Source organism: Microbacterium luticocti DSM 19459 (assembly GCF_000422405.1).
GTDB lineage: Bacteria > Actinomycetota > Actinomycetes > Actinomycetales > Microbacteriaceae > Microbacterium > Microbacterium luticocti.
The window spans coordinates 428,251-444,382 of the sequence record NZ_AULS01000002.1; the positions used below are offsets into that span (position 1 = coordinate 428,251).

Genomic DNA, 16,132 nt, shown 5'->3' on the forward strand with positions numbered 1-16,132 from the left:
GAAGCGCTCAGCGCCGCCTGCGCCGCCGCGGCTCGTCGGCGGTCTCTTGGTGCACCGGCGCCGCCGCCGGCAACCCACCGACCGAACCCGCCGCGGCGCCGGCTCCGGCGACATCCGCACCCTGCTCCACGGTGACCGCCGCCTCTGCCGAGCCTGCGACCGTCGTGTCGGGCACGGCGGGTCCGGTGGCATCCATCGCCCCGCTCTCGTCGACGGCCGCCCGCCTACCCGACGCCCGGCGTGCAGCCCGCCGCTCACGCGCACCCTCGACGAGGTTGTACAGCGTGGGCAGCACCAGCAGCGTCAGCACGGTCGACGACACCAGGCCGCCGATCACGACGATCGCCAGCGGCTGCGAGATGAACCCGCCGTGCCCGGTGATCCCCAGCGCCATCGGGGTCAACGCGAAGATGGTCGCCAGCGCCGTCATCAGGATCGGCCGCAGCCGCCTCGAGCCGCCCGCCATCACCGCATCATGGGCGCTGAGCCCCTTCTCGCGGTACTGGTTCACCAGGTCGACGAGCACGATCGCGTTCGTCACCACGATGCCGATCAGCATGAGCACACCGATGAGGGATGCCACACCCAGCGGCACGCCCGTTGCGATCTGCAGCAGGATCGCCCCGGTGGCCGCGAACGGCACCGACACCAGCAGCAGCAGCGGCTGCCGCAGCGAACGGAACGTCGCCACCATCACGATGTAGACGATCAGGATCGCCGCGAGCATCGCCAGACCCAGCTGGCCGAACGCGGTGGTCTGCTGCGAGAGCACGCCGCCGATCGACGCGTTCGCCGACTCGGGCAGGTCAGCGGATGCGAGTGCCTCGTCGATGGTGGCCGAGGCCGCGGTCAGATCATCGGTCGACGGCGACACCGTCACCGTCGCGGTGCGCACCCCGCGCTGCGTCGAGATCGACGTCGGTCCGTCGGTGCGGGTCACGGTCGCGATGCTGTCCAGGCGCACCGTACCGGTGGCGGTGGGCACCTTCAGCGCCTTCAGTGCGTCGATCGAATCGGGCACGCTCGACGCCGCCAGGTACACGGTCACGCCGGTGCCGTCGAGTTCGACCGTGCCGATCGACTGCGGGCGCATCGTGTGCGAGACCAGGCTGCCGACGGCGACCTCGCTGAGCCCTCGCCGCGCGGCCTTGTCGCGGTCGACGTCGACGGCGATGTACGGCAGCGCGGCGGCGAGGTTCGTGGTCACCTGGCCGATGCCCTTCTTGCCTTTCACCGCGTCGACCACGGCGTCGGTGGCCGCACTCAGGGTGGCGCCGTCGGGTGCGGTCACGTCGATCTCGACGTCACTGGACCCGAGCCCCTCCGAGGCCGACACGGTCAGCTCGCCGACGTCGGTCAGCCCGGCGACGGCGGCCCGCACATCGTCGCGCACCCGCTGCTGGTCGGCGTCGGGGTCGGTGGTGATCGAATACGTGACCCCGCTGCCGCCGCCGGCGAACGCGTCGCGCAGCGACGAGCCGCTCGAACCGATCGACACCTGCACGGTCTGGATGCCCGACACGCCCTGCAACGCCTTTTCGACCTTCTGCGCGGCGGCGTCTTGAGCGTGAAGGGATGCCGCCGGCCCGAGGTCCTGGGTCATGGTGAACGTGTTCTGCCCCGAATCGCCGAGGAAGTTCGTCTTCATCTGCGGGGCGAGCCCGACCGTGCCGCCGAGCACCAGCAGCGCCAGCAGCACCGTGATCCACGAGTGCTTCAGCGTCCAGCGCAAGATCGGCAGGTACGCCTTCTGCAGCCGGGAGGGCGGGGCGTCGGGCGATTCCGGATCGACGGCGCGGCCCGCGGCATCCGTCACCGCTTTGCCGGGCCGCAGGAACCAGTAGGCGAGCACCGGCACGATGGTGAGCGCGACCAGCAGCGACGCGGCCATCGCGATGGTGACGGTGAGGGCGAACGGCCGGAACAGCTCGCCGGTCATGTCGCCGACGAACGCGATCGGCAAGAAGACCGCGACGGTCGTGATCGTGGACGCCGACACGGCGGTGGCGACCTCGCGCACGGCACGGGTGATCGCCTCGCGTTTGTCGGCGCCGTCGACGTAGTGGCGTTTGATGTTCTCGATCACCACGATCGAGTCGTCGACGACGCGTCCGATCGCGATGGTCAGCGCCCCCAGGGTGAGGATGTTCAGCGAGTAGCCGAACGCCTGGATGCCGATGAAGGTGATGAGCACGCTGGTCGGGATCGAGATCGCGGTGACCAGGGTCGAGCGCACCGACAGCAGGAAGATCAGGATGATGATCACCGCGAACACGAGGCCCAGCAGACCCTCTTGCGCGAGCGAGTCGATCGACTGCTGGATGTAGGGGGCCTGGTCGAACACGACCGTGAAGGTGGCGCCGTCGAGTTTGTGCGCAAGGTCGGGCAGCGCGGCGCGCACGGCCTTCGACACGTCGACGGTGTTCGCCGACGGCAGCTTGGTGATCGCGAGGGTCAGCGCGGCCTTGCCGTCCACACGCGAGATGGTGGTGACCGGGTCCTGCTCGAGCACGACCTTCGCGACGTCGGCGATGGTCGTGACCGTGGCAGGTTTCGGCGCGGCGCCCGACCCGGGGCCGGCGGGCGCGACGGATGCCGTGGGCACGAGCGGCAGGTCGGCGACCTGTTTCACGGCGTCGAGCTTGGTGCCGGTCTGTACGGTGAGGGTCTGCTGCCCCGAGGTGATGTCGCCGCCGGGGAACAGCATGCCGTTCTGCGCCAGCGCGTCGGTGATCGACTGCGTCGTGAACCCGGCCTCAGCCAGCTTGTCGGTGTCGGGCGTGATGGTCACCCGCTGCCCGCGGCCGCCGACGATCTGCGCGGCGTTCACGCCGGGCAGATCTTGCAGGTCGGGGACGATGGTGGACTCGAGCACCGCCTGGGTCTTCTGCTCGTCGTCATAGCCGGTGACGGCCAGCTGGATGACCGGGAAGTCGTCGATCGACGCCGAGACCACGTTCGGGTCGACACCGTCGGGCAGGGTGCTCTTGATGCGGCTGATCGCCAGGTCGATCTTCTGTTCGGCGCCGGCGAGGTTCGTGCCGTAGGTGAACTGGGCCTGCACGATCGACGAGTTCGTCGTGCTGGTGGCGCTGGTCTTCTCCAGCCCCGGCACGCCCTGGATGGCCTGCTCGATCGGGGTGGACACGTCGGTCTCGACCACGGTGGGCGACGCACCCGGGTAATTCGAGATGACCACCAGCTGCGGGAACTCGATCGACGGGATCAGTTCCTGTTTCAGGTTCACGAGCGCGAGCGAGCCGAACACGGCGGCGACGATCGTCACGAGCGCGATGAGCGCACGGTTGCGCAGACTGAGGACGGCGAGCTTCGACACGAATACCCTCGGGCGGATTCAGGGGCGGGATGCCACGGCCAGCGGCCGCGCCGCGCTCAGTATTCCACGTCGGAATGTGTACACCGTGCGGGCCGCTGTCACGGTGTTCACGCGGCGCGGGGCGACGGCCGCTGCGAACCGATCTCAGCGCAGCAGGCGCACCAGCGCCGCCTCGGGTGACCCGTCCAGTTCGAGCAGGCGGCCGCGCTCGAACCGCTCGAACACGCGCGGGTCGATGTAGCTGCGCCTGGCCACCGCGACCGTGTTGCCGAGCACCTCGGCTGCAGCTTCGGCGGCGAGGCGCTCGGCCTGCGCGCGGCCGCGGGCGCCGTCGACGTGGTCGTGCAGCGCGAGCGCCTGCGCCGCGGCGATCGTGCCGCGCAGGGTGCGGAAGTCCTTGGCGGTGAACCGGCCGCCGCTCAGCCGCGCGAGCTCGCCGTTGACGTCGCGGGAGCGGATCGGCACCCGGCGCCGGCCGCGGCGGTAGGCGAGCAGCGGCGCGCGTGGTCGTCCGCGGATCAACTCGGCCAGCAGCGCGACCAGGTCGGGGTCGTCGACGGTCACCTCCATGCGCTGTCCGCTCTTGGCAGGAAAGGCCAGGCGCACGGATGCCTCGTCCACACGCGCGTGCCGACACTGCAGCGTCACCAGGCCGTGGCTGCCGTGGGCGGTGAGATACTGTTCGCCGCCGATGCGCAGGGCACCGGCATCCAGCATCCGGATCGCCGCCGCGAGCACGCGTTCCCGCGTGATGTCGGGCGCGCGCAGGGCGCGGGTGACCTGGCCGCGGATGCCCGGCAGCGCCTCGGCGAGCGCGAGCGCGCGGGCGAACTTGCCGCGCTCGCGACGGGCGGTCCACGCGGGGTGGTAGATGTACTGCCGTCGGCCGGCGTCGTCGGTGCCGACCGCCTGGATGTGTCCGACCGGGTCGGCGCTGATCCAGACATCCGTCCAGGCGGGCGGGATGACGAGTGCGTCGATGCGGGCGCGGGCGACGGCGTCGACGGGGTTGCCGCGGGCATCGACGAACCGGAACCCCGACCCCGCCGCGATGCGACGGATCCCGGGGTCCCGGTGGGGATGCGCGCGGTGGACGCGCACCATGGGGGTCAGTGGTTGCGGATCATGGAGATGAGCTCGGACTTCTTCTTGCCCGAGTATCCGTGCAGGCCGAGCTCTTTGGCGCGCGTGCGCAACTCGGCGACGGTGCGGTCCTCGTAGTCCTCGGCCTTGCCGCCGCGGCGGCCGACGGTGCTGCGGCCTTGCGCCGCAGAGGCGTTCGAGATGCGGGCGGCCTTCTCTTTCGAGGCGCCCTCCTTGCGCAGGTCCTCGTAGAGGTCGGGGTCCTTCAGGCTGTTGGATGCGCGTCCTCGGGGCATGACTCCTCCTTGCTCGTGCCACGACCGTAGGGCGGTGCGGCATCCGGCCACAGGGGGTTGACTTCCGCGTCGTGCGTGCTACGGACCTGGCCCGGTACCATCGCGGCGGACCGGGCGTCAACCCCTTGCCGGGCGGGCGTGGTGTTTGCCAGTGTGTGTTGTGTCCGCGCGACGACCCGCGCCGGCAGACAAGGAGAGTGCCCCATGAACATCGCCCTGATCATCATCATCGTGATCGCGATCATCGTCGCGATCTTCAGCGGGCTCAACGCCGCGCTGCACTGGCTGCTGTGGGTCGCCCTGATCATCGGCGTGATCGCCCTGATCGCCTTCCTGTTCCGGGTGATCAGCGGCCGCAACCGCACCTGAGGCGCGGCCGGAGGCATCCCGCCCCACACGGCACCGGAGCGCGCACCGTTGCGTGCCCCCGGTGCCGTGTCTTCGTCGGCGCGGCATCGGCCGCGGCGACCGTGAACACCCTGCATCTGGGCACCGCGCGGCTGCGGCTGTCGGTGCTGCGCGCCGACGATCGCGGCGATTCGTCGGGTGCCGGGCTGCAGGCATAGCCTGAACCCATGCCCGCGGTCCCGACGCCCTCACCCGCGCGCAGCGACCGCACGGTCCGTGCCGGACTGATGCTCGCCGGCGTGCTGCTGCTGGCCGCGAACCTGCGCGCCGGCATCACGTCGGTCGGGCCGGTGATGGCCGACATCCGCACGGATCTGGGCATCGGCGGGGCCGCGGCATCCTTTCTCGTCGCCTTGCCGGTGATCGGGTTCGCGGTGATCTCGCCGGTCGCCCCGACGATCGCGCGCCGCATCGGACTGGAGTGGTCGCTCGCCGGCTCGTTGCTGGTGCTGGCGGCCGCGATCGTGCTGCGGTCGGTGCCGCTGCCCGGCGCGATCTGGGCGGGAACCGGCATCCTGGGCGCGGCGATCGCCATGATCAACGTTCTGCTGCCGGCCCTGGTCAAACGCGAATACCCGACCCGGGTCGGCCCGATGACGGGCATCTACTCCGCCCTGCAGAGCGGGGTGGCCGCGGTGGCGGCGGGCCTTGCGGTGCCGATCGCGGGCGCGAGCGCGGCGGGATGGCGGCTGTCGCTCGGGGTGTGGGCGGCACTGGCGCTGATCGGGTTCGCCGTGTTCCTGCCCGCGCTGCGCGCGCGGCACACCTCGGCGCAGCGGGCGGCGGATGCCGGTGCCGTCGCCGACAGCGACGCCCCGGCCGATCCCGCCCACATCGGCACCATGTGGTCGTCGCCGCTGGCGTGGACGGTGACGCTGTACCTCGGACTGCAGTCGACGATCTACTACACGGCGATCACCTGGTGGCCGGCGATCGAACAGCACGACGGCCTGTCGCCGGCGGCGGCCGGCTGGCACCAGTTCGTGTTCCAGACCCTCGGCATCGCGGGGAGCCTCAGCGCCGCCGCCCTGCTGCATCGGCTGCGCGCGCAGAGTGCACTGGCCGCCGTGGCCGCGGTGCTCGCCTTCGCCGGCATCGGCGGCCAGCTGCTGCTGCCCGGCTGGGGCATCGTGTGGGTGATCCTGCTCGGCGCCTCGGGCGGCGCGTCGATCACCCTCGCCCTCTCCCTGTTCGGGCTGCGCACCCGCAACCATCTGCACGCGGCGTCGCTGTCGGGCATGGCGCAGTCGGTGGGCTACCTGCTCGCCGCGTTCGGCCCCATCCTCGTCGGCATCCTGCACGACGCCACCGGCTCGTGGGACGGCCCGCTGTTGGCGCTGCTGATCGTCACCGTCGGGATCCTCGTGTTCGGCATCCTCGCCGGCCGGCCGCGGTTCGTGCACGAACGGCGCTGAGCCCGAACCGGTCGATCCAACGGTGGCCAGGGTCATCGACGGGCCGGTGTGTTGGTGATGACGTCATCAGCACGGATGCCGCGGGCCGCGGCGCGGCGGCGGCTCGGGCACGCGGATGGCATGGGTCACCGCATCCCACGGCACGGCGACCGGGCCGCGCCGGGTCTCGACCACGCACCCGGTGTCGGTGCGCTCACGCAGGTAGCCGAGTGCGTCGCTCCAGCCGCCATCGATGCGGCGGCGCACGGTGACGCGCGTGCCCAGCTCGCACGCGCGCAGAAAGGCGACGGGATCGGTCACCCCTCCAGGGTAGGTGCCCGTGGGCCGTGTGCACCCGGCCCACGGGTCTACAGCTGCGCCTCGACGTACGAACGCAGCGCATCGCGCACGAACGTCGCACCCTCGACGCCGCCGTAGGCGGCGGCGAACCGCGGGTCGGCGACGTACATCTCGCCGAGACCGAGCAGGTAGCCGACCAGGTCGCCGCCGGGGGTGCCGGCGGGCGTGCCCGGGATGCCGCGCAACCACGCGACGTGGCGCGCCGCCAGCTGTTGCGCCTCGGGCGCATCGGGACGGATGCCGCGGGCCGCAGCATCCTGCCAGTCGGCCTGCAGCTGCGCCACGCGCTGCTGCCACGCCTCACGCTCGGCCGCGGTCATGCCGCGCCACCAGCGGTCGCTCTGCGCGTACGCATCGGCGCCCCAGCGCTCGGTGACCTCGTCCTCGTACTGCGTGTGGTCGAATCCGTCGAACATGTTCTCTGCCATGGGTGAATCACCTCCTTTCAATGCATCGATGGTCGAAGAGACGGCGGCGATCTGCCGCTGAAGGCGCTGCTGCTCCTGCCGCAGCAGGCCGAGATGCGCGGTGAGCGCGTCGACCTCGCTGCGTTGCCGCGCCAGCACGTCGGCGATCTGCGGCAGCCCGAGGCCGAGCTCGCGCAGCAGCAGGATGCGCTGCAGGCGCACGAGCGCGGTCTCGTCGTAGTGCCGGTACCCGTTGGGCGCGATGCGCGTCGGCGGCAGCAGTCCGATGTCGTCGTAGTGACGCAGCGTGCGGCTGGTGGTGCCGGCGAGCCGCGCGACCTGCTGGATCGACCACTCCATGCCCCTCCTCCTCTCTGACACGGCCCACGCTAGAGGTTGACGCTGCGTCAAAGTCAACCGCGCCCGCGCCCGGCGCCCCGACCCACCCGCGCCGGGCTTTCCGGCCCCGCCCGCGCCGGGCTTTCCGACCCGCTCGACCCGCTCGACCCAGCTCGCCCCGCTCGGACAGCCTTACGCCACAGTGGCGTCGTCGCGATATATCGTGTTACAGTGGCCACACGCGATATATCGTGATCAACCAACGGCCCCACCACAGAGGAGCACCCCATGACCCTGGAGAAGTGGCTCATCCAGCCCGGACAGACGCGCGTCATCGACATCGACGACGCCCGCAAGCTCAAGATCGGCCTCATCGGCGGCCAGGTCGACGTCGTCGCGCACGACGAGCCCGGCCTGCGCATCGAGGTGCACGCCGTGACCGGCAAAGACCTGCGCATCGAGGTCACCGGCGACGTCGTCGAGATCGACCACCCGCAGCTGCGGTGGGACAACTTCCTCGACGTCTTCCGCAACTTCGGCTCCGGCGGGCCCAAGGCCGAGGTCAGCGTCGCCGTCCCCCGCAGCATCGCCCTCACCCTCGGTGTGGTCAGCGCGAGCGCGCTGATCAGCGGCATCCATCACGACGTCAAGCTGAACACCGTCTCGGGCGATGTCATCGCCGACGGCCTGGTCGGCAACCTCACCGTCAACGCCGTCTCGGGCGATGTGCAGGTGCGCGAGCTGGTCGGCGAGCTGTCGGCCAACAGCGTGTCGGGCGACGTGGCCGCGACCGGGCGCATCCGCAAGACCCTCATCGACACCGTCTCGGGTGGGATGCTCGTGGACTCGACCGGCGAGGTGCACCAGATCTCGCTCAACACGGTCAGCGGCGACGCGACCGTGCGCCTGGACGACGACCTCGCCGTGAACTACGCCGTGCGCTCGGTGAGTGGACGGGTCGTCGTGGACGGCACGGTGCGCTCGGGCAACGGCCTGACCACGAACTTCACCGGCTCGGTCGGCGAGCTCTCGGGCGTCTTCGCCGACGTGCGCACGAACTCGGTGTCGGGAGACACCACCGTGATGCGCCGCCCGGCGAGCGCCGCCGGCACACCCGGCGAGCCCGGCGCGGACGGGGAGCAGCGCTGATGCCCGCCGTCTTCTCGCACGGCGACCTGCGGCTGTACCTGCTCAGCCTGCTCGACGAGTCGCCCCGGCACGGCTACGACCTGATGCAGGCGCTGTCGGACCGCACCGGCGGCACGTACACCCCGAGCGCCGGCACGATCTATCCGCGCCTGGCCAAGCTCGAAGAGGAGGGGCTGGTCACCAAGACCGTCGACGGACGCAAGACCGTCTATGCGATCACCGACGCCGGGCGCGCCGAGGTGGCCGCCCGCGCCGACGAGCTCGAGGGCATCGAGGCGGGCCTGGCCGACTCGGTGCGACTCATCGCCGACGAGGTGCGCTCGAGCGTGCGCGACGCCATGAAGAGCCTGCGAGCCGATCTGGCCGCGGCCGCAGCCGCGGAGCGGCACGCGGCATCCCGCCCCGCCCCCGGGCCGAGCGACGACGTGCGGGTGCGCAGCCGGGTGCAGCTGCAGCGGGCGGATGCCACGGTCAACGCGTTCCGCGCGCGGGTGCGCTCCGATCTGCGCACGCACGTGGCGCGCGGCGGCGAACTGACCGCGGCCGTGGTCGACGAGCTCGACCGTGCCCTGGACGAGGCGGCGCGCGCACTCACCCGCGGTCTGCGCGGCTGAGGCGTACCCGTGTCAGCCGACGCGACGTGTCCAGTGCCGACAGCGGACGCTGCGTGACCGGGGCGGTGTCACCAGGGGAAGTCTTCGTCGTCGGCGACCATCTCGCCGATCGGCACGACGAGCACCGGGCGGGTCTGCCGGTGCGCGAGGCGCACGGCGACCGACCCGGTGAAGAACTCCCGGATCGATTCGCCGAAACCGCGCTTGCGGGTGCCGACCACGAGCAGGCGGGCACGAAGCTTCTCGGCGAGTTGTTTCATGGCCAGGGCCGGATCGCCCACCAGCTCGCGCAGCGCCCAGGTCAGCTCGCTGCCGGTGAGCGCCTCGGTCACCTCGGCGACCACCTGCCGGCGCTCGTTCTCACGGCCGACCAGGGCGAGGTCGACCGGCGCGGTCTGCACGGTGCCGTCGGGGTCTTCGTACGCCACGAACCGGGTGACGTCGACGTTCACCACCACCAGCGGGGCGCCGAACGCCTTCGCGTGACGCGCGGCTTCTTTGACCACCCGCGGGGGCTCGCCGGGCACCACCCCGACGATGACCGCACCGGTCAGCGCGTCATCGGTCAGATCCGCGCCGGGAAGATCAGCACTAGGCAGCCCGGCACCGGGCAGACCCGCACCGGGCAGCCCTTGTTCGGGTGCGCCGCCCTCGTGCGGCGCGTCGGATGCCTCGTCGGACATATACCCGCTCACCTCCCGTGGGGGCGTCGCATGCGACCGCCGTGCGACCCGGCCGGTCATCACCCCGCGTGTTATCCTGAATGCTACTCTTACCGGTTTGAAGGCCGGATTCGTGAACGCGTCGGGCCCACCAGCTGCCCGCGACTTGATATAAGGGGGTCTCGCATGGGGCGTGGCCGTCAGAAGGCGAAGCACACCAAGATCGCCCGTGAACTCAAGTACGACACGTACAACGTGAACTTCTCGGCGCTCGAGCGCGAGCTCGGGCACCACGAGGGTGGCGAGGACGCGTACGTCGACAAGTGGGCGGACGAGTACGCCGACGACGAGGACGACGCGGCGACCGGTTCGTACCAGCGTCAGCAGGCATAGCACCGGCAGGCGTTCGGCGAGTGCGGCCGCGGTGCTCTCGCGCGACGGCGGTGCGGCCGTGCGAGGCTGGACTGCCGCCCGCGGGGCTGGGTCGCGTGCGGTCCGAGGCCGTGGCGCACGGGCCGAGTCGATGGCGCGCCGGGACTGTGGCGCGCGGGCCTAGGATGAGCGCATGGGCACCATCTATTACGGCGGGTCGGCGACCCCCATCCACATCGAAGATCGTGCCCTGGCACACCTGAAAGTGGTCATCGCGACCAAGCTGCGCCGCGGCGAGAGCTTCACCGTCTCATGGCAGCACCCCGACGATGAGCCCCGTGGGCGCAGCACGATCTGGCTGCATCCGTCGATCCCGTTGCGGTTCGTGTTCGACGAGCCCGAGACGCCGCCCCTGAGCCGAAAGTGGATCGAAGACCTCGCCAATTCGGCGAACTCGTCGGGCGGCATCATGTTGATCGCCGAGCACATCGACACCGCCCCGGAGGATGTGCAAGAGGATGCCTCGCAGGTCGTGCACGCGGTGGGCGTGTCGGACGACGACTCCTGACCGCGGCACCGACCGCCGCCTGCCCGACGCGCACTCCCCTTCCGACGCCACTCGTCCTCGCTCCCGCGCGTTCGGTTCCCGTCTGTGGCGCCCCGCACACCGACGCCGCCGACTCAGTGCGGCAGCGGCGGGTGGTGCGGGATCATCACCGGGCGGCGCGGGCCCGACGAGCGCGCACCGGCGAGCATGCGGGATGCCGCGGCCACGACGTCATCGAGGGTCGGAAAGCGCGAGGGGGCATGGCTCTCGCACAGCCAGACCACGTCGACGCCGAAGCGTCCCTCTTCGATGTAGGCGAGCACGCTGCCGGCATCGTGCTCCGGCACGCTCCGATCGCACAACCGCCAGGCACCCTCACCCAGGCGCACCAGCTCGACGCGATGATCCATCTCGTACCTCCCGGAGCAGCCTGCCCCGGACAGGCCTCCGGATGACTGGGGCTTGACACGCGCCGATCGGCGTGCAACCCGCCCGGCCGCGCGATTGTACGCCGCGACACCGGGGGGATCAAGCCTCTGCGCGGCCCTAACCCGCGCCGCCTAGCGTGCAATCCGCCCGCCCACTTCGAAGCGGGGCGGCGACGGAGGTGCACGATGGCCAGAGCGACGCGCAAGACCACGCGGACGATCGGGGCGGTGGGACTGTGCGCGGTGCTGGCGGCGACCGCGGTCGGCTGCGCGGTCGGCACCGGTGGCGGGCCGACGCAGAAGGTCGACTACTCGCGCACCGCGACCCTCGACGGAACGCTGCACGTGATGGGCTTCTCGGGCGTCGATGAGGTCGCCACGTCGCGCATGGACCTGGCGAAGAAGGCCCTCGGCGCCGTCTCGGTGAAGCTCACCGAGGGCGATCTCGACCTGCAGCAGTTCCTCTCGGCGGTCGCCACCGGCAGCCCGCCCGACCTGGTGTACGCGAACCGCAGCCAGATCGGGTCGCTCGCCGCGCGCGGCGCCATCCTGCCGCTGGAGGACTGCATCGCCGGCGAAGACATCGACACCAAGATGTATGTGCCCTCGGCGCTGGCGCAGGTCACCCTCGGCGGCCACGTCTACGGCATCCCCGAATTCAACACGGTGCAGGTGACGATGGCGAACGCCGCGCTGTTGAAGGCCGCCGGACTCACCCTCGACGACGTCGACGGCTCGGACTGGTCGGCGATGAGTGCCGCCGCGACGAAGCTGATGAAGAAGCAGAACGGCAAGCTTCAGGTCATCGGCGTCGACACCAAGCTGCCCGAGTTCTTGCCGCTGTGGGCAAAGGCCAACGGCGCCGACCTGATCTCGGCCGACGGCAAGAAGGCGCAGCTCGACGACCCCAAGGTGGTCGAGGCGCTGACCTGGGCGGTGTCGGTGTACGACGAGCAGGGCGGTTTCAGCGCGGTCAAGGCCTACCGCGACTCGGCCGACTTCTTCGGCAAGGGCAACCAGTTCGCCACGAACGTGCTCGGTGCGATGCCGATGGAGCAGTGGTACATCAACACCCTCAACGAGGTCTCGCCGAAGGCGCCGATGGCGTTCGACACCGTGCGCGACCGCCAGGGCGCGACCATCGCCTTCGCGTCCGGCTCGGCGTGGGCGATTCCGAAGGGCGCGAAGAACCCCAAGGCGGCGTGCCGCTGGGCGCGGGTGATGACGTCGGTGGACGCCTGGAAGGCCGCCGCGAACGCGCGGCTGACGGCGCGCGAGAAGGACCACAAGCCGTTCACCGGCATCCTCACCGGCAACGCCGAGGCCGACGCCATCGTGCAGAAGATGGTCACCTCGGGCGGCGAGCCCTGGGACACCGCCGTCGCCGACATGTACGAGGCGAACAAGGCCGCGTTCTCGCTGCCGGCCAACCCTGCCGACGCCGAGTTCACGACGGCGTGGCAGGATGCCGTCAATTCGGTGCTCAACGGACAGGCCACGCCCGAACAGGCCATGGCAGGTGCCCAGAAGGTGGCGCAGAAGGCGCTCGACGACGCCTGGGCCGCATGGGGCGAGCAGAAGAAATGAGCACCGCGGCGTCGACGGTCGCGGCCCCGGCGCGGGTCGGGGCACCGAGCCCGCAGCGGCGGCGCTCGCAGGCCCGCGCACGGCGGCGCAACACGGCATCCGCGCTGCTGTTTGTGAGTCCCTGGCTGGTCGGGTTCCTCGTGTTCACAGCCTGGCCGCTGCTCTACAGTGCGTACCTCTCGTTCACCGACTACGACGTCATCAACGACCCGCACCTGGTCGGGTTCGCCAACTACGCGACCCTGTTCAGCGACCCCAAGATCGCGCTGGCGATGACCAACACCCTCGTGTTCACCGTGCTGCAGGTGCCCTTGCACGTGCTGGTGGCCCTGGCGCTCGCGATGCTGCTGCACCGCGCCGGTCGGGCTGCGGGGTTCTTCCGCACGGTGTTCTTCCTGCCCAAGATGACCCCGCCGGTGGCCGTCGGCATCCTGTTCCTGCTGCTGTTCAACGGGCAGAACGGCCTGGTCAACACGGTGCTGGGCTGGTTCGGCATCGACGGCCCGGCCTGGACCACCGACCCGGCATGGGTCAAGCCGGGCCTGGTGCTGATGAGCCTGTGGACGGTGGGCGCATCGGTGATCATCCTGCTGGCGGCACTGCAGAACGTGCCCGAAGAGCTCTATGAGTCGGCGCGGCTCGACGGTGCCGGATTCCTGCGCCAATCGGTGAGCGTCACGCTGCCGATGATCAGTCCCGCGCTGTTCTTCCTGATCGTGATCAACACGATCGCCGGGTTCCAGACGTTCGACGAGGCGTACACCGCGTTCTTCGGCTCGGGCAACACCACCTACGGCAACAGCGCCGCCCTGTTCTACGTCATCTACCTCTTCCAGCAGGCGTTCGAGTTCCTCCACATGGGGTACGCGTCCGCCATGGCATGGATGCTGTTCCTGGTCATCATGGTCATCACCGTGATCCAGGTGGCGCTGTCGCGTCGCCTCGTCTACTACGAGGGTGAGGCCTCGCGATGAGCCGCACGCTGCCGCATGGCGTCCCGGACCGCGAGGCGCAGGTCGAGCCGCTCGCCGCCGGCGGGCCGACCCGTGTCCGCGATCTGATCGAGGACGCACCGCCGGCCGAGGGAGCAGACCTGCGCCCCTCGGCCGTGCGGCGCGGCCGCGTGCTGCGCCGCGTGCTCGTGCTCACCGCGCTCGGCGTGCTCGCCGTGGTGTTCGCCTACCCGTTCGTGTGGCTGCTCAGCGCCTCGTTCAAGCCCCGCGGCGAGGTGTTCGACAACCGGCTCATCCCGCAGACGTTCACGCCCGAGAACTACGTCACGGTGTGGCAGCAGGCGCCGCTGGCGCTGTGGCTGGCGAACACCGCCATCGTGACGGTGCTGGCGGCGGTGACCGTGACGCTGTCGAGCGCCATGGTGGCGTGGGGGTTCGCGTACTTCCGCTTCCGCGGTCGCGGAGCCCTGTTCGGCCTGGTGCTGGGCAGCATGATGCTGCCGGGCGCGGTGACGATGATCCCCACATTCCTGATCTGGAATGCCCTGGGCCTGGTGGGCACGCTGGTGCCGCTGTGGGCGCAGAACCTGTTCGGCAGTGCGTTCTACATCTTTCTGCTGCGTCAGTTCATGCTCGGGCTGCCGCGCGATCTGTTCGACGCGGCGCGCGTGGACGGGGCATCCCACTGGGGCGTGTTCTGGCGTGTGGCGCTGCCGTTGACCCGGCCCGCGCTGGCGGTGACGCTGGTCTTCGAGGTGCAGGCGGTGTGGACCGACCTGATGCGGGCGTTGATCTACCTGCGCGACTCGTCGACGTTCACCGTGCCGCGCGGCCTGAAGTCGCTGGTGGACGCCTTCGGCTTCGGCGGGGAATGGCACTGGGAGGTCATCGTGACCGCCAGCGTCATCACCACGGTCCCGATGATCATCGTGTTCTTCGTCGCGCAGCGGCAGATCATCCAGGGGGTGAGCACCAGCGGGCTCAAGGGGTGAGTCCGCTCGTGCTCAGTCCGGGTGCCTGAAGCCGTGACCGAAGGTGTACCAGAGGTCGTTGCCGTCGTCGCGCCCGAAGTCGTCGCCGAGCGCGCTGCCGGCGTTGCGACCCAGGTCGTCGGCGAGGTCACCGGCGGGCTCGGTCAGCGCGGCATCCGCCGGCACCGGGATCACCCCGATCGGTATGCCGGGCCCCAGCAGCAGCAGAGCGTCACGACGAAAGCCTTCGCCGTCGTTGACCCGCAGCCAGCGCCCGCCGACGCGCACCCCCTCGGCGATCTCGTCCATCAACTCCTCGAGGTCGCGACCGCCGACGCTGTACAGCTGGCCGCCGTAGACGATGTCAATCCTCTTCATCAGGCCACTCCGGCTCTTCGGTGCCCATCGCCGGCTCGGGGACGATGTAGAGCCCGGCAGGCGAGTTGGCGGTGTAGGCGAGCGCGTCGACCCATGCCCGGTTCAGGGCGGGACGCCGGCTGCCGTAGAACTTGTAGACCAGCGACGACCGCGGATGCACCCACACCGTGGTGCGACCGTCGCCGATGCTGGAGTCGTCGCGCCAGCTGAAGTGGAACGCCTCACCGCGTCGCAGCTTGTTGCCGATCACCAACTGCAGGTGGGCGAGGGTGCGATCCTCGAAGTCGACCTTGACGGTGCCTTCGTAGATGAACTTGCCCATGACAGGCCTCCCGTCAGGCCGGCTCCTCGTTCGGTGCCGTCTGCTCCGGCGGCGGCCCGTCGGGTGCCCGGCCGGATTCGGCGGTGTAGTCGGGGCGCGGCGGCTGCTCCGACTGCCGCGACAGTTCGCCGCCCTCACGACCGCCGTAGGGCCGGCCGTGGTCGGCGAACTCGTCGCGCAGGTACACGAACGACCAGTCGCCGAGTGTGAACCGGGCGCCGGTGCGCAGGATCTCGCCATCCTGCCCCTCGGCGGCGTCCATCGGCCGCAGCCGGGCGTTCGTCTCGCCGGGCTGGTGCGGCACGTACACGTATTCGTCGTTCGCGTCGTGCCGGATCTCGGCGGCGAGGGCGTCGATGCCGTCGAGCCGGATCTGCGCGTCCGCGCCCGATCCGATGCGCACCACGTCGTCCTCCAGCAGCACCTCCCGGCGCTCGTCTCGCCCGGTGACGATGAGCCGTGGGCTGCCGGCACCCCACGACGCGTGGGTCGTCGAGACCTCTGGGTACGTCATGTTCCGACCTC

General features: G+C 70.5%; 19 protein-coding genes. 9 read left to right on the plus strand and 10 right to left on the minus strand.

The genetic code is table 11. The features are described 5' to 3' along the window. Positions 1-7: 7 nt before the first annotated feature. The 3 genes from H577_RS15175 to H577_RS0104875 all read right to left on the minus strand — a co-directional run bounded on the left by H577_RS15175 (position 8) and on the right by H577_RS0104875 (position 4,716). Positions 8-3,337 (minus strand): efflux RND transporter permease subunit, encoded by a 3,330-nt coding sequence (locus H577_RS15175; RefSeq protein WP_084515827.1) that lies wholly within the window; start codon positions 3,335-3,337, stop codon positions 8-10. A 144-nt stretch (positions 3,338-3,481) separates the two neighbouring features. After that, entirely contained in the window at positions 3,482-4,441 is a 960-nt protein-coding gene (locus tag H577_RS0104870) for a DNA topoisomerase IB (RefSeq protein ID WP_029144999.1), read from the minus strand. A gap of 5 nt (positions 4,442-4,446) precedes the next feature. Further along, positions 4,447-4,716 carry a DUF7218 family protein gene (locus tag H577_RS0104875; protein WP_029145000.1) on the minus strand — a complete coding sequence of 90 codons (270 nt, stop codon included), beginning with the start codon at positions 4,714-4,716 and terminating at the stop codon, positions 4,447-4,449. Between the two features lie 204 nt (positions 4,717-4,920). On the opposite strand from H577_RS0104875, the gene H577_RS17795 reads away from it, so the two are divergent. Together H577_RS17795 and H577_RS0104890 are read left to right on the plus strand one after the other, a co-directional pair. Further along, positions 4,921-5,085, plus strand: a complete 165-nt coding sequence (locus H577_RS17795) for a hypothetical protein (protein ID WP_169566240.1) — start codon at positions 4,921-4,923, stop codon at positions 5,083-5,085. Positions 5,086-5,291: 206 nt separating this feature from the next. Next, positions 5,292-6,539: a CynX/NimT family MFS transporter gene (locus tag H577_RS0104890; RefSeq protein ID WP_029145001.1), complete on the plus strand. Its 1,248-nt coding sequence runs from the start codon at positions 5,292-5,294 to the stop codon at positions 6,537-6,539. A gap of 66 nt (positions 6,540-6,605) precedes the next feature. On the opposite strand, the gene H577_RS0104895 is transcribed toward H577_RS0104890, so the two are convergent. Together H577_RS0104895 and H577_RS0104900 are read right to left on the minus strand one after the other, a co-directional pair. After that, positions 6,606-6,839, minus strand: a complete 234-nt coding sequence (locus tag H577_RS0104895) for a hypothetical protein (protein ID WP_211217890.1) — start codon at positions 6,837-6,839, stop codon at positions 6,606-6,608. A 47-nt stretch (positions 6,840-6,886) separates the two neighbouring features. Continuing rightward, the gene (locus H577_RS0104900; protein WP_029145003.1) at positions 6,887-7,645 is read right to left on the minus strand and encodes a MerR family transcriptional regulator; all 759 of its coding nucleotides are present in this window, start codon (positions 7,643-7,645) and stop codon (positions 6,887-6,889) included. A gap of 267 nt (positions 7,646-7,912) precedes the next feature. On the opposite strand from H577_RS0104900, the gene H577_RS0104905 reads away from it, so the two are divergent. Both H577_RS0104905 and H577_RS0104910 read left to right on the plus strand, forming a co-directional pair. Further along, complete coding sequence (locus H577_RS0104905) at positions 7,913-8,773, plus strand: DUF4097 family beta strand repeat-containing protein (protein WP_029145004.1); 861 nt, start codon at positions 7,913-7,915, stop codon at positions 8,771-8,773. Next, positions 8,773-9,387 carry a PadR family transcriptional regulator gene (locus tag H577_RS0104910; RefSeq protein WP_029145005.1) on the plus strand — a complete coding sequence of 205 codons (615 nt, stop codon included), beginning with the start codon at positions 8,773-8,775 and terminating at the stop codon, positions 9,385-9,387. The genes H577_RS0104905 and H577_RS0104910 overlap by 1 nt, the downstream gene beginning before the upstream one ends. A gap of 68 nt (positions 9,388-9,455) precedes the next feature. On the opposite strand, the gene H577_RS0104915 is transcribed toward H577_RS0104910, so the two are convergent. Further along, the gene (locus tag H577_RS0104915; RefSeq protein WP_084515829.1) at positions 9,456-10,070 is read right to left on the minus strand and encodes a universal stress protein; all 615 of its coding nucleotides are present in this window, start codon (positions 10,068-10,070) and stop codon (positions 9,456-9,458) included. Positions 10,071-10,235: 165 nt separating this feature from the next. Here H577_RS0104915 and H577_RS0104920 point away from each other — a divergent pair, with 165 nt between their 5' ends. Both H577_RS0104920 and H577_RS15180 read left to right on the plus strand, forming a co-directional pair. Continuing rightward, complete coding sequence (locus H577_RS0104920) at positions 10,236-10,442, plus strand: DUF3073 domain-containing protein (RefSeq protein WP_029145007.1); 207 nt, start codon at positions 10,236-10,238, stop codon at positions 10,440-10,442. Between the two features lie 172 nt (positions 10,443-10,614). After that, on the plus strand, positions 10,615-10,989 hold the full coding sequence (locus tag H577_RS15180; protein WP_051191760.1) for a DUF7882 family protein: 375 nt from the start codon (positions 10,615-10,617) through the stop codon (positions 10,987-10,989). Positions 10,990-11,102: 113 nt separating this feature from the next. Here the strand turns inward: H577_RS15180 and H577_RS0104935 are convergent, their stop codons facing one another. Beyond that, complete coding sequence (locus tag H577_RS0104935; RefSeq protein ID WP_029145008.1) at positions 11,103-11,378, minus strand: hypothetical protein; 276 nt, start codon at positions 11,376-11,378, stop codon at positions 11,103-11,105. Positions 11,379-11,582: 204 nt separating this feature from the next. On the opposite strand from H577_RS0104935, the gene H577_RS0104940 reads away from it, so the two are divergent. Genes H577_RS0104940 through H577_RS0104950 form a run of 3 tightly spaced genes read left to right on the plus strand, consistent with a single transcriptional unit; the run spans position 11,583 to position 14,928 of the window. Then, entirely contained in the window at positions 11,583-12,983 is a 1,401-nt protein-coding gene (locus H577_RS0104940) for a type 2 periplasmic-binding domain-containing protein (protein WP_051191761.1), read from the plus strand. Then, positions 12,980-13,957, plus strand: coding sequence for a carbohydrate ABC transporter permease (locus tag H577_RS0104945; RefSeq protein ID WP_084515831.1), 978 nt, complete (start codon positions 12,980-12,982; stop codon positions 13,955-13,957). Before H577_RS0104940 ends, H577_RS0104945 begins: the two co-directional genes overlap by 4 nt. Beyond that, a complete protein-coding gene (locus H577_RS0104950; RefSeq protein ID WP_084515833.1) occupies positions 13,954-14,928 on the plus strand; it encodes a carbohydrate ABC transporter permease in 975 nt (324 codons plus the stop codon). Before H577_RS0104945 ends, H577_RS0104950 begins: the two co-directional genes overlap by 4 nt. Positions 14,929-14,940: 12 nt before the next feature. On the opposite strand, the gene H577_RS17905 is transcribed toward H577_RS0104950, so the two are convergent. The 3 genes from H577_RS17905 to H577_RS15190 are packed head-to-tail and all read right to left on the minus strand — an operon-like array spanning position 14,941 to position 16,121. Continuing rightward, positions 14,941-15,285: a hypothetical protein gene (locus H577_RS17905; RefSeq protein ID WP_211217891.1), complete on the minus strand. Its 345-nt coding sequence runs from the start codon at positions 15,283-15,285 to the stop codon at positions 14,941-14,943. Further along, the gene (locus H577_RS0104960; RefSeq protein WP_029145012.1) at positions 15,272-15,607 is read right to left on the minus strand and encodes a DUF7882 family protein; all 336 of its coding nucleotides are present in this window, start codon (positions 15,605-15,607) and stop codon (positions 15,272-15,274) included. Before H577_RS0104960 ends, H577_RS17905 begins: the two co-directional genes overlap by 14 nt. 13 nt (positions 15,608-15,620) lie before the next feature. Further along, positions 15,621-16,121, minus strand: coding sequence for an FHA domain-containing protein (locus H577_RS15190; RefSeq protein WP_051191763.1), 501 nt, complete (start codon positions 16,119-16,121; stop codon positions 15,621-15,623). Positions 16,122-16,132: the final 11 nt, after the last annotated feature.

Coding starts and splice junctions, on each gene's coding strand:
- H577_RS0104900 (WP_029145003.1), bottom strand. CDS start 7,645: ATGGAGTGGTCGATCCAGCAGGTCGCGCGGCTCGCCGGCACCACCAGC.
- H577_RS15190 (WP_051191763.1), bottom strand. CDS start 16,121: ATGACGTACCCAGAGGTCTCGACGACCCACGCGTCGTGGGGTGCCGGC.
- H577_RS0104945 (WP_084515831.1), top strand. CDS start 12,980: ATGAGCACCGCGGCGTCGACGGTCGCGGCCCCGGCGCGGGTCGGGGCA.
- H577_RS0104950 (WP_084515833.1), top strand. CDS start 13,954: ATGAGCCGCACGCTGCCGCATGGCGTCCCGGACCGCGAGGCGCAGGTC.
- H577_RS0104935 (WP_029145008.1), bottom strand. CDS start 11,378: ATGGATCATCGCGTCGAGCTGGTGCGCCTGGGTGAGGGTGCCTGGCGG.
- H577_RS0104875 (WP_029145000.1), bottom strand. CDS start 4,716: ATGCCCCGAGGACGCGCATCCAACAGCCTGAAGGACCCCGACCTCTAC.
- H577_RS0104910 (WP_029145005.1), top strand. CDS start 8,773: ATGCCCGCCGTCTTCTCGCACGGCGACCTGCGGCTGTACCTGCTCAGC.
- H577_RS17795 (WP_169566240.1), top strand. CDS start 4,921: ATGAACATCGCCCTGATCATCATCATCGTGATCGCGATCATCGTCGCG.
- H577_RS0104905 (WP_029145004.1), top strand. CDS start 7,913: ATGACCCTGGAGAAGTGGCTCATCCAGCCCGGACAGACGCGCGTCATC.
- H577_RS0104870 (WP_029144999.1), bottom strand. CDS start 4,441: ATGGTGCGCGTCCACCGCGCGCATCCCCACCGGGACCCCGGGATCCGT.
- H577_RS0104915 (WP_084515829.1), bottom strand. CDS start 10,070: ATGTCCGACGAGGCATCCGACGCGCCGCACGAGGGCGGCGCACCCGAA.
- H577_RS0104960 (WP_029145012.1), bottom strand. CDS start 15,607: ATGGGCAAGTTCATCTACGAAGGCACCGTCAAGGTCGACTTCGAGGAT.
- H577_RS17905 (WP_211217891.1), bottom strand. CDS start 15,285: ATGAAGAGGATTGACATCGTCTACGGCGGCCAGCTGTACAGCGTCGGC.
- H577_RS0104940 (WP_051191761.1), top strand. CDS start 11,583: ATGGCCAGAGCGACGCGCAAGACCACGCGGACGATCGGGGCGGTGGGA.
- H577_RS15180 (WP_051191760.1), top strand. CDS start 10,615: ATGGGCACCATCTATTACGGCGGGTCGGCGACCCCCATCCACATCGAA.
- H577_RS0104920 (WP_029145007.1), top strand. CDS start 10,236: ATGGGGCGTGGCCGTCAGAAGGCGAAGCACACCAAGATCGCCCGTGAA.
- H577_RS0104890 (WP_029145001.1), top strand. CDS start 5,292: ATGCCCGCGGTCCCGACGCCCTCACCCGCGCGCAGCGACCGCACGGTC.